The organism is Agrobacterium tumefaciens (genome assembly GCF_013318015.2).
GTDB classification, from domain to species: Bacteria; Pseudomonadota; Alphaproteobacteria; order Rhizobiales; family Rhizobiaceae; genus Agrobacterium; species Agrobacterium tumefaciens.
Map to the genome: position 1 here is coordinate 1,559,866 of NZ_CP115841.1, position 12,403 is coordinate 1,572,268.

Here is a 12,403-nt window from a genome sequence, read left to right on the forward strand (position 1 = left end):
TCTAACCCGACCAAAACAAAAAAACGCCCGGATTGCTCCGGGCGTTTTTTTACTGAACTTTGGCGTGGCTTCGTAAAGCCCCTGCCCTTGAGCAGACCTTATTCGGCCGGAGCCGGATCCGTCATGTCCTGCAGCATCTGTGTTGCAGAGCCTGCACCCGTACCCTTGCGGCGTTCCTCGAGAATGAGGTCGTCGCGCGAGGTGGCGATGCGGCGGATCTGCGTCATGGTGCCGCCGGTACCGGCCGGGATGAGGCGGCCGACGATGACGTTTTCCTTGAGGCCCTGCAGCGTATCCGTCTTGCCGGCGATCGCAGCTTCCGTGAGAACCTTGGTGGTTTCCTGGAACGATGCGGCCGAGATGAAGGACGGCGTCTGCAGCGATGCCTTGGTGATACCGAGAAGAACCGGATCGCCATAAGCGGGCTTCTTGCCTTCTTCGATCAGGCGGTCGTTGTTGTCGTCAAGCTCGATACGATCGACATTGTCGCCAACGATGTAGTGGCTGTCGCCCGCATCGGTGATCTCGACCTTCTGCAGCATCTGGCGAACGATCACCTCGATGTGCTTGTCGTTGATCACAACGCCCTGCAGTCGGTAGACTTCCTGGATTTCGTTCACGAGGTAGGAAGCCAAAGCCTCTACGCCCTTGATTGCCAGAATGTCGTGCGGTGCCGGATTGCCGTCGAGAATGTATTCGCCCTTCTCGATGTAGTCGCCTTCCTGAAGATGGAAGGGCTTGCCCTTCGGGATCAGGTATTCGACCGGCTCGACGCCATCTTCCGCAGGCTCGATCATCACGCGACGCTTGTTCTTGTAGTCGCGACCGAGGCGGATCGTACCATCGATCTCAGCGATGACAGCATGATCCTTCGGACGACGTGCTTCGAACAGTTCGGCAACGCGCGGCAGACCACCGGTGATGTCCTTGGTCTTGGCGCTTTCCAGCGGCGAACGTGCAAGCACGTCACCCTGGAAGACCTTCGAACCAGGCTCAACCGACAGGATCGCGTCCACGGAGAGGTGGAAGCGGGCTTCGCCACCGCGGCTAAGCTTTGCGACAGCGCCGGAAGCATCCTTGATGATGATCGCGGGCTTGAGGTCCGAACCGCGCGGCGTCGAACGCCAGTCAATGACCTGACGCTTGGTGATGCCGGTGGATTCGTCGGTGGCTTCCAGAACGGAAAGACCGTCGACGAGGTCCTCGAAGTGAACGGTACCTTCCACTTCCGTCATCATCGGACGGGTGTAGGGGTCCCACTCTGCAAGACGCTGGCCGCGTTTTACCTTGTCGCCGTCATCAACGAAGATCTTCGAACCATAAGCGACACGCTGCGAGGAACGTTCCACGCCGCGCTCATCGAGAATGGTGACCGACATGTTACGGCCCATTGCGATGAGAACGCCATCGGAGTTCCGCAGGATGTTGCGGTTCTTGATCTGGATCGTGCCTTCGTACGAAGCTTCCAGGAACGACTGGTCGACCACGTTTGCCGTACCGCCAAGGTGGAAGGTACGCATGGTGAGCTGCGTGCCCGGTTCACCGATCGACTGTGCGGCGATGACGCCAACGGCTTCGCCCATGTTGACCGGAGTACCGCGAGCAAGGTCACGACCGTAGCAGACGCCGCAAACGCCGACCTGCACTTCGCAGGTCAGTGCCGAGCGGATACGGACGGACTGGATGCCAGCCTTCTCGATGATTGCAACGTCGGCTTCGTCGATCAACGTTCTGGCCTTGACGATGTTTTCGCCAGTTACCGGATTGTCGATGTCATCAAGAGCCGTACGGCCGAGGATACGTGCGCCGAGCGAGGCAACGACCTGACCGGCATCAACGATGGCGGTCATGGTGAGGCCCTTGTCGGTGCCGCAATCCACGGAGTTGACGATGCAATCCTGTGCCACGTCGACGAGACGGCGGGTAAGGTAACCCGAGTTCGCCGTCTTCAAGGCGGTGTCTGCAAGACCCTTACGGGCACCGTGGGTCGAGTTGAAGTACTCGTTAACGGTCAGGCCTTCCTTGAAGTTCGAGATGATCGGCGTCTCGATGATTTCGCCCGAGGGCTTGGCCATCAGGCCGCGCATGCCGCCCAGCTGACGCATCTGGTTCGGTGAACCGCGGGCGCCCGAATGGCTCATCATGTAGATGGAGTTCATCGGCTTCTGGCGGCCCGTTTCCGGGTCGAATTCCACAGCCTTGATGCGCGCCATCATTTCTTCGGCGACCTTTTCGGTTGCCTTACCCCAGGCGTCGACAACCTTGTTGTACTTTTCGCCCTGGGTGATGAGACCGTCGTTATACTGCTGTTCGTATTCCTTCACCAAGGCTTCGGTGTCACCGACGATCTTAACCTTGCTGTCCGGAATGACCATGTCGTCCTTGCCGAACGAAATACCGGCGCGGCAAGCGTGAGCAAAGCCGAGCTGCATGATCCGGTCGCAGAAGATGACCGTGTCTTTCTGGCCGCAATGACGGTAGACCGTGTCGATCATCTTGGAGATGTTCTTCTTGGTCATTTCCTGGTTGCAGACGTCGAACGGCACGTTGACGTTCTTCGGCAGAAGTTCGCCGATCAGCATACGGCCAGGCGTCGTTTCATGGATTTTGGAAACCGGCTTGCCGTCAGCATCCACGGTCTTGAAACGACCACGGATCTTGGCATGCAGCGTCACGACCTTGTTTTCAAGCGCGTGATGCAATTCGCCAATGTCCGAGAAGGCCATGCCTTCGCCGGGCTCGTTCTGGTTCATGATCGACAGGTAATACAGGCCGAGAACCATGTCCTGCGAAGGAACGATGATCGGATGGCCGTTTGCCGGATGCAGGATGTTGTTGGTCGACATCATCAGCACGCGGGCTTCGAGCTGGGCTTCGAGCGACAGCGGCACGTGAACGGCCATCTGGTCGCCGTCGAAGTCGGCGTTGAAAGCCGTGCAGACGAGCGGATGCAGCTGAATGGCCTTGCCTTCAACCAGCATGGGTTCGAAGGCCTGGATACCCAGACGGTGAAGCGTCGGTGCGCGGTTCAGAAGGACCGGATGCTCGCGGATAACCTCGTCGAGGATATCCCAAACTTCAGGCTTTTCCTTTTCAACCAGCTTCTTGGCCTGCTTGACGGTCGAGGAGTAACCCTTGGCGTCGAGGCGGGCATAGATGAACGGCTTGAACAGCTCGAGCGCCATCTTCTTCGGCAGGCCGCACTGGTGCAGCTTCAGCTCCGGACCGGTCACGATGACCGAACGGCCTGAATAGTCGACGCGCTTGCCGAGAAGGTTCTGGCGGAAGCGGCCCTGCTTGCCCTTGAGCATGTCGGAAAGCGACTTCAGCGGACGCTTGTTCGCACCCGTGATGACGCGACCGCGACGGCCGTTATCGAACAGCGCATCGACGGATTCCTGCAACATACGCTTTTCGTTGCGGATGATGATACCAGGCGCGCGGAGCTCGATCAGGCGCTTCAGACGGTTGTTACGGTTGATGACGCGGCGATAGAGATCGTTGAGGTCGGACGTCGCGAAACGGCCACCATCCAGCGGAACCAGCGGACGAAGGTCCGGCGGAATAACCGGAACGACCTTCATGATCATCCATTCCGGACGATTGCCGGATTCCATGAAGTTCTCAACGATCTTGAGACGCTTCATGAACTTCTTCTGCTTGAGATCCGAGGTGGTCTCGGCAAGCTCGGCACGCAGGTCACCGGCGATCTTTTCGAGGTTCATCGAAGCCAGCATCTCGTAGATGGCTTCAGCGCCGATCATGGCGGTGAACTGGTCTTCGCCGAACTCGTCAACGGCGATCATGTACTCTTCCTCGGACAGAAGCTGGTTCTGCTTCATCGAGGTGAGGCCGGGTTCGGTGACGATGTAGTTCTCGAAATAGAGAACGCGTTCGACATCCTTCAGCGTCATGTCGAGCAAGGTCGAGATACGCGAGGGAAGCGACTTCAGGAACCAGATATGGGCAACGGGCGCTGCGAGCTCGATATGGCCCATGCGCTCACGGCGAACGCGCGACAGCGTAACTTCAACGCCGCACTTTTCACAGATGATGCCCTTGTACTTCATGCGCTTGTACTTGCCGCACAGGCATTCGTAGTCCTTGATAGGTCCGAAAATGCGCGCGCAGAAGAGACCATCGCGTTCCGGCTTGAACGTACGATAGTTGATGGTTTCCGGCTTCTTGATCTCGCCGTAGGACCACGACAGGATTTTTTCCGGCGAAGCGATCGAAATCCGGATGGAATCGAAATGCTGCGCAGGCACCTGAGGATTGAAAAGATTCATGACCTCTTGGTTCATGCCTTGTCTCCTTGAGAGGCTAGCTGCTGCCCCTGTTTGCATCTGGACCGGCTTCTTCCCGGGTCACCGTCCAGAGCTTTAAATACGGATTAACCGCACAATGCGGCGAAAGTGTCCCGCGGCAACCATTGGTCGCCGGGGAAACGGCAGGCGCCAAAACGGCGCCCGCCTCTCTCATCTTTATTCCGCTGCGTCGGGCAGCTGATCCTCGGGCTGGGTCTCGACCTTCGAGTTCTCCAGTTCGACCGAAAGACCGAGCGACCGCATTTCCTTGACGAGAACGTTGAAGCTCTCGGGGATACCGGCCTCAAAGGTATCGTCGCCACGGACGATCGCCTCGTAGACCTTGGTGCGGCCCGCCACGTCGTCCGACTTGACGGTGAGCATTTCCTGCAGCGTGTAAGCCGCGCCGTATGCTTCCAGAGCCCAGACTTCCATTTCCCCGAAGCGCTGTCCGCCGAACTGCGCCTTGCCGCCCAGCGGCTGCTGGGTAACGAGCGAGTAAGGACCGATCGAGCGAGCGTGGATCTTGTCGTCAACAAGGTGGTTCAGCTTGATCATGTACATGTAGCCGACGGTGACCTTGCGGTCGAACGGCTCGCCGGTACGACCGTCATAGAGAACGGACTGACCGGATTCATGCAGACCTGCCTTCTTCAGCATCGCGGCAACGTCGGGTTCATGCGCACCGTCGAAGACCGGGGTCGCGATGGAAACACCGCGCTTGGCTTCTTCGGCAAGCTTGACCAGCGATTCGTCGTCGAAGCGCTTTACCTCGTCATGCGATTCACTCGCATAGATTTCGGTAAGCTCCGTGCGAAGCTCGCTGATGTCCATCGTCTTGCGATACTCTTCGAGCATCTCGCCGATCTTCTTGCCCATACCTGCGCATGCCCATGCGAGGTGGGTTTCGAGGATTTGGCCGACGTTCATGCGCGAAGGCACGCCGAGCGGGTTCAAGCAGATGTCGACATGCGTGCCGTCTTCGAGGAACGGCATGTCCTCGACAGGAACGATACGCGAGACGACGCCCTTGTTACCGTGACGGCCGGCCATCTTGTCGCCCGGCTGGATCTTGCGCTTCACAGCGACGAAGACCTTGACCATCTTCATGACGCCAGGAGGCATTTCATCGCCGCGCTGGACCTTCTCGACCTTGTCCATGAAGCGCTGTTCAAGGCGCGACTTGGATTCGTCGTACTGGCCGCGAAGTGCTTCCAGTTCGGACTGGGCCTTCTCGTCTTCGACTGCAAACATCCACCACTGCGAGCGGGGATATTCGGAGACGACGGCGTTGGAAAGCTCGACGCCCTTCTTGAAGCCCTTCGGACCGGCGATGGAAACGTGACCACGCAGCATGTCGATCAGGCGGCCGTAGACGTTACGGTCGAGAATTGCCTGTTCGTCGTCGCGGTCCTTTGCCAGACGTTCGATCTCTTCGCGCTCGATTGCCATCGCGCGCTCATCCTTCTCCACACCGTGACGGTTGAAGACGCGGACTTCCACAACGGTACCAAACGTGCCCGGAGGCATGCGCATGGAGGTGTCGCGAACGTCGGAAGCCTTTTCACCGAAGATGGCGCGCAGAAGCTTTTCTTCCGGCGTCATCGGGCTTTCGCCCTTCGGCGTGATCTTGCCGACGAGGATATCGCCCGGCTGAACTTCCGCACCGATGTAAACGATACCGGCTTCGTCGAGGTTCTTCAGCGCTTCTTCCGAAACGTTCGGAATGTCGCGCGTGATTTCTTCCGGACCAAGCTTCGTGTCACGCGCCATCACTTCGAATTCTTCGATGTGGATGGAGGTGAACACGTCGTCGGAAACGATACGTTCCGACATCAGGATCGAGTCTTCGTAGTTGTAGCCGTTCCAGGGCATGAACGCGACGAGCGCGTTACGGCCGAGCGCCAGATCGCCGAGGTCGGTCGACGGACCATCAGCGATGATATCACCCTTGGAGATGATGTCACCGACAGCGACCAGCGGACGCTGGTTGACGCAGGTGTTCTGGTTCGAACGCTGGAACTTCTGCAGACGGTAGATATCGACGCCCGACTTGCCGGCATCGAGTTCTTCCGTAGCGCGGATAACGATACGGGTCGCATCCACCTGGTCGACGACACCGCCACGGCGAGCCGCGATGGCAGCGCCGGAGTCACGGGCGACGATCGGTTCCATCCCTGTGCCGACGAACGGCGCTTCCGCCCGCAGAAGCGGAACGGCCTGACGCTGCATGTTCGAGCCCATGAGAGCGCGGTTGGCGTCGTCGTTTTCCAGGAACGGAATGAGAGCCGCTGCGACCGAAACGAGCTGCTTCGGCGAAACGTCCATCAGGTTAATGTTGTCGCGCGGTGCGAGCATAACTTCGCCCGAGTGACGGCAAACAACGAACTCTTCAGTGAAGGCGCCTTCGCCATCGAGCTCGGCATTGGCCTGTGCGACGTAGTACTTGGCCTCTTCCATAGCGGAGAGGTAGATAACGTCGGTCGTCACCTTGCCGTCGATGATCTTGCGGTACGGGCTTTCGATGAAGCCGTACTTGTTGACGCGGGCAAAGGTGGCAAGCGAGTTGATCAGACCGATGTTCGGGCCTTCCGGCGTTTCGATCGGGCAAATACGGCCGTAGTGGGTCGGATGAACGTCGCGGACTTCGAAGCCGGCGCGCTCACGGGTCAGACCACCCGGTCCAAGAGCCGAAAGACGGCGCTTGTGGGTGATTTCCGAAAGCGGGTTCACCTGGTCCATGAACTGCGACAGCTGCGAGGAACCGAAGAATTCGCGAACGGCGGCAGCTGCCGGCTTCGCATTGATCAGGTCCTGCGGCATCACGGTGTCGATTTCGATCGAGGACATACGTTCCTTGATCGCACGTTCCATGCGCAGAAGGCCGAGGCGGTACTGGTTTTCCATCAGCTCGCCGACCGAACGCACACGGCGGTTGCCGAGGTTGTCGATGTCGTCGATTTCGCCCTTGCCGTCGCGCAGTTCGACCAGCATCTTGACGACAGCGAGGATGTCTTCCTTGCGCAGCGTGCGCACGGTGTCTTCCGCGTCGAGGTCGAGACGCATGTTCATCTTCACGCGGCCAACAGCCGAGAGATCATAACGTTCTGCATCAAAGAACAGCGAGTTGAACATCGCTTCTGCCGAATCCATGGTCGGCGGCTCACCCGGACGCATGACGCGGTAGATGTCGAACAGCGCTTCCTGGCGGTTCTGGTTCTTGTCCGCATGCAGCGTGTTGCGGATATAGGCGCCAACATTGACGTGGTCGATGTTGAGAACCGGAATCTCGTCAAAGCCGGACTGAAGAATGAGGCCAAGCGTCTTTTCGTCGATTTCGTCGCCGGCTTCGAGATAGATCTCACCCGTCGAGTAGTTGACGATGTCTTCGGCAAGGAAGTTGCCATAGAGGTCTTCGTCAGTCGCCTTAAGTGCCTTCAGGCCCTTGTCGACGAGCTGGCGGATAAGACGCGGAGTCAGCTTCTTGCCACCTTCGACAACGACTTCGCCGGTGTCGGCGTCGATCATGTCGGTGATGACCTTGGCATTCTTCAGCGTTTCAGGCTGGAACGGAATGCGCCAGCCATCGCCGGAGCGCTCGTAGGAAGCCTTGCTGTAGAACGTCGACAGGATTTCTTCACCATCCATGCCAAGCGCCATCAGGAGCGAGGTCACGGGCAGCTTGCGGCGACGGTCGATACGCGCATAGACGATGTCCTTGGCGTCGAACTCGATGTCGAGCCAGGAACCGCGATACGGGATGACGCGGGCAGCGAACAGAAGCTTGCCGGAAGAATGGCTCTTGCCCTTGTCGTGGTCAAAGAATACGCCCGGCGAACGGTGCATCTGCGAAACGATGACGCGCTCTGTACCGTTGACGATGAACGTGCCGTTATTGGTCATGAGCGGCATGTCGCCCATGTATACGGACTGTTCCTTGATGTCCTTGATGGACTTCGCGCCTGTATCCTCGTCGATATCGAACACGATGAGGCGCAGCGTCACTTTCAGCGGCGCTGCGTAGGTCAGATCGCGCTGACGGCATTCCTCGACGTCAAACTTCGGCGCTTCGAATTCGTAAGATACGAATTCGAGCATGGATGCGCCGGAAAAATCGGTGATCGGGAATACGGATTTGAATACGGCATTCAATCCCTCGTCGGGACGGCCACCCTTGGGCTCGTCAACCATGAGAAACTGGTCATACGAAGCCTTCTGAACCTCGATGAGGTTCGGCATTTCCGCTACTTCTGGAATTTTGCCGAAAAACTTGCGTACGCGCCTGCGACCGTTAAACGAAAGGGTCTGAGCCATCGTCGCTCCTTTAAAATTGCATCCGGGCCTGCAACGGACGGGAACCGATGGCCAGTCGATCCCGTCAAGCAATGGGTGTCATCAATCTCGTTCCACATCCCGGATCGATCAGGCCGGATTGCCTAGATGAGCCGGTTCGGAACCATTCTCTTGAAGAACCCATTACCCAAAAGCCATTTTCACGCGGCTTTTGGGTAATAAGTTTTAAAACGATGACGACGGAAAGGGGCATGAAGCCCCTTCCCGCCAGCAATCGCAAGATTACTTAACGTCGACCTTGGCGCCAGCGTCTTCAAGCTTCTTCTTGAGGTCAGCAGCTTCAGCCTTGGAAACAGCTTCCTTGACAGCCTTCGGAGCGCCTTCAACGAGGTCCTTAGCTTCCTTCAGGCCGAGACCCGTGATAGCGCGGACTTCCTTGATGACGTTGATCTTGTTGGCGCCAGCGTCAACCAGGATCACGTCGAATTCGGTCTTTTCTTCTTCAACGACAGCAGCAGCGCCAGCACCGCCAGCAGCAGCAACAGCTACCGGAGCAGCGGCGGAAACGCCCCACTTTTCTTCGAGAAGCTTCGACAGTTCTGCAGCTTCCAGAACGGTCAGGGTGGAGAGGTCTTCAACGATCTTTGCGAGATCAGCCATTTTGATAGTTCCTTTTGTTCAGTTCGAACCAGTTTGAATAATTACAGCGAAAAACCGCCTTAAGCGGCTTCGTCCTTCTTGGCGTAAGCCGAGAACACCCGTGCAAGCTGGCTTGCAGGTGCTGCGACAACCGTGGCGACGCGAGTTGCCGGGGCGTTGAGTAGGCCCAGCAGCTTTGCGCGCAGCTCGTCCAGCGAAGGCAGGGTCGCAAGCGACTTGACTGCTTCGGCGTTGAGCGTGGTTGCGCCCATGGAACCGCCGAGAACAACGACTTTATCGTTGGTCTTTGCGAAATCCATGACGACTTTCGGAGCAATCATAGGGTCGACGCTGTATGCAATCAGCGTCTGGCCCTTGAAGAGATCTGTCATCCCTTCCGACTCCGTGCCCTGAAGAGCGATCTTGGCCAGGCGGTTCTTCGCGACCTTGACGGTGCCTCCGGCAGCGCGCATTTTCGAACGGAAGTCGTTCATTTGCGCAACGGTGACACCAGCATAGTGGGCCACGACAACCGAACCGGAAGCCTTGAAGACTTCGTTCAGCTCCGTGACGAATTCGCGTTTTTCCGCTCTTTCCACTGTCTGTCTCCAGTAGACGGGGCCACATAAGTGTGAACCCGTCGGGTTTGCCTTTGCCCCAAGGGACCTTTTTACAAAGATCCCGAGCGACGCTCGAGGATCCTGTCCCCCGCTCTGTCGCCGCAAACGGCTTCAGGCACAGGCACACCAGGTTCGAACCGGACAGTCAGGCATCTGCGATGCCTCAAATCCAGCCTCACCCGTCTCATGCAGGTTGAATGATTAAGGCCAAACCCCGAAGGACATGGCCACCCGCAATCTCGGACAGGAGTTCCGGGTTTCCCCGGAAATCTCCGGCTCCCTGAGAGCCGGAAATTCTTTTAATCACGCTCCCCGACAGGGAAGCACGAGAATTGATTAAGCCGTAACCGACGAAGGTTCGATCTTGACGCCCGGACCCATGGTCGAGGAGATGGCAACGCGCTTGACGTAGTTGCCCTTGGCACCCGTCGGCTTTGCCTTGATGACCGCATCGGCGAAAGCCTTGATGTTTTCTTCAAGAGCCTTGGCGTCGAACGAAGCCTTGCCAATACCAGCGTGTACGATACCGGCCTTTTCGACGCGGAACTCAACAGCGCCGCCCTTGGACGCCTTGACGGCGCCGGCAACATCCATCGTCACCGTACCGACCTTCGGGTTCGGCATCATGCCACGCGGGCCGAGTACCTTGCCGAGACGGCCGACGAGCGGCATCATGTCCGGGGTCGCGATGCAACGATCGAAGTCGATCTTGCCGCCCTGAACGATTTCAACCAGCTCTTCTGCGCCAACAACGTCAGCACCAGCAGCCGTGGCTTCATCAGCCTTGGCGCCACGTGCAAAAACGGCGACGCGAACGTCACGGCCCGTGCCGTTCGGCAGGTTGACAACGCCGCGAACCATCTGGTCCGCATGGCGCGGGTCAACGCCGAGGTTCATCGAAACTTCAACGGTTTCGTCGAACTTGGCGACTGCACGTTCCTTGACCATCGAAATGGCGTCGGTGAGAACGTAGAGCTTGTTAGGATCCACACCTTCGCGGATCTTCTGAATACGCTTTGCTACCTTGGCCATGATCAACCTACTACTTCCAGGCCCATGGCGCGGGCAGAGCCCTCAACCATTGCCATTGCGCCTTCGATATCGGCAGCATTCAGATCCTTCATCTTGGCTTCAGCGATCGTCTTGACCTGAGCCTTGGTGATGGAGCCAACCTTGGCGCCCTTGCCAGGCGTCTTGGAGCCGGAGGTGATCTTTGCTTCCTTCTTCAGCCAATAGGTCATCGGCGGCTGCTTCATGACGAAGGTGAAGGACTTGTCCTGGTAATAGGTGATGACGACCGGAATCGGCATACCCTTTTCCATTTCCTGCGTGGCGGCATTGAACGCCTTGCAGAATTCCATGATGTTGATGCCGCGCTGACCAAGTGCAGGACCGATCGGCGGGGACGGATTGGCCGACCCTGCCTTCACCTGCAGCTTGAGCTGGCCCATAACTTTCTTAGCCATATCTCTCTGCCTTTCAATTCAAACCGGTTTCCCGGCTTCTCTCTAGCCGGATCGCTCCGGCGGCTGCGGTTGCGTGGTGCGGCGCCCTGCCCCGGCTATGGGAGCCCGTTTGCCTTCCACGCGATTGGGGCTTCACCCCTCCAGTCAGACCTTCTCGACCTGACTGTATTCCAGCTCGACCGGCGTAGCGCGGCCGAAAATCGAAACTTCCACCTTCAGGCGCGAACGCTCTTCGTCGACATCCTGAACAACGCCGTTGAACGACGCGAACGGACCATCGGAAACGCGAACCTGCTCGCCGACCTCGAACGAAACCGAAGACTTCGGACGCTCGACGCCTTCCTGAACCTGACCGAGGATACGATCGGCTTCATAATCCGGAATCGGAACAGGCTTATTGTCCGAACCGAGGAAACCGGTCACCTTCGGCGTGTTCTTGATGAGATGATAAGCCTCATCCGTCAGGTTGGCGCGCACAAGCACGTAACCTGGAAAGAACTTGCGCTCGCTGTCGACCTTGCGGCCACGACGCACCTCGACAACCTTTTCGGTCGGAACGAGGATTTTCTCGAAAAGATGATCAAGACCCTTCTGACGAGCCTTCTCTTCGATCGACTCAGCGACCTTCTTTTCGAAATTCGAATATGCGTGAACGATATACCAGCGCGCTGCCATTTTTATTCTCCGTTCAATCCGTTACCGGCCGACGTTCAGCACGAGGCTAAGCACCCAGCCGATGAGCTGGTCAGCAGCAAAAAAGAACAGAGCCGCAAAAATGACCATCACAAGCACCATAGCCGTCGAAATCATGGTCTCGCGGCGCGACGGCCAAGTGATTTTAGACGCTTCGGCGCGAACCTGCTGCAGAAACGTAAACGGATTGGTTTTGGATGCCATTGACTGCCCACGCAATTACGGCGCGTAAAGCCGAACTAATCAGCCCCACGCACCGCGTGTCTGTTTTGACCTTACATAAACACCGATTCCAGTTTTAACAAGAGGAAATCGACATTCGGCGAAATTCGCCGGAAAACCGGCACCCATCTGCCATGCAGCGAAGACCGCGCTTGCGGATGGA

9 protein-coding genes are annotated in these 12,403 nt (G+C 57.8%); all 9 read right to left on the reverse strand.

Going from position 1 to position 12,403, the window contains the following annotated elements; translation table 11 throughout:
• Nucleotides 1-98 precede the first annotated feature (98 nt).
• Complete coding sequence (gene rpoC / locus G6L97_RS07845) at nucleotides 99-4,304, reverse strand: DNA-directed RNA polymerase subunit beta' (RefSeq protein WP_003519344.1); 4,206 nt, start codon at nucleotides 4,302-4,304, stop codon at nucleotides 99-101.
• A 180-nt stretch (nucleotides 4,305-4,484) separates the two neighbouring features.
• Nucleotides 4,485-8,621, reverse strand: a complete 4,137-nt coding sequence (rpoB, locus tag G6L97_RS07850; protein WP_013636439.1) for a DNA-directed RNA polymerase subunit beta — start codon at nucleotides 8,619-8,621, stop codon at nucleotides 4,485-4,487.
• Between the two features lie 64 nt (nucleotides 8,622-8,685).
• Nucleotides 8,686-8,853, reverse strand: coding sequence for a hypothetical protein (locus G6L97_RS07855; protein WP_153793990.1), 168 nt, complete (start codon nucleotides 8,851-8,853; stop codon nucleotides 8,686-8,688).
• A gap of 29 nt (nucleotides 8,854-8,882) precedes the next feature.
• Nucleotides 8,883-9,260, reverse strand: a complete 378-nt coding sequence (rplL, locus tag G6L97_RS07860; protein WP_003519347.1) for a 50S ribosomal protein L7/L12 — start codon at nucleotides 9,258-9,260, stop codon at nucleotides 8,883-8,885.
• A gap of 59 nt (nucleotides 9,261-9,319) precedes the next feature.
• Nucleotides 9,320-9,838, reverse strand: coding sequence for a 50S ribosomal protein L10 (gene rplJ / locus G6L97_RS07865; protein ID WP_003519348.1), 519 nt, complete (start codon nucleotides 9,836-9,838; stop codon nucleotides 9,320-9,322).
• Nucleotides 9,839-10,195: 357 nt separating this feature from the next.
• Nucleotides 10,196-10,891, reverse strand: a complete 696-nt coding sequence (gene rplA / locus G6L97_RS07870; RefSeq protein WP_003519350.1) for a 50S ribosomal protein L1 — start codon at nucleotides 10,889-10,891, stop codon at nucleotides 10,196-10,198.
• Between the two features lie 2 nt (nucleotides 10,892-10,893).
• Nucleotides 10,894-11,325 carry a 50S ribosomal protein L11 gene (rplK, locus tag G6L97_RS07875; protein ID WP_003519352.1) on the reverse strand — a complete coding sequence of 144 codons (432 nt, stop codon included), beginning with the start codon at nucleotides 11,323-11,325 and terminating at the stop codon, nucleotides 10,894-10,896.
• A 144-nt stretch (nucleotides 11,326-11,469) separates the two neighbouring features.
• Nucleotides 11,470-12,000: a transcription termination/antitermination protein NusG gene (gene nusG / locus G6L97_RS07880; protein ID WP_003519353.1), complete on the reverse strand. Its 531-nt coding sequence runs from the start codon at nucleotides 11,998-12,000 to the stop codon at nucleotides 11,470-11,472.
• Between the two features lie 21 nt (nucleotides 12,001-12,021).
• Complete coding sequence (secE, locus tag G6L97_RS07885; RefSeq protein WP_003507689.1) at nucleotides 12,022-12,222, reverse strand: preprotein translocase subunit SecE; 201 nt, start codon at nucleotides 12,220-12,222, stop codon at nucleotides 12,022-12,024.
• Nucleotides 12,223-12,403: the final 181 nt, after the last annotated feature.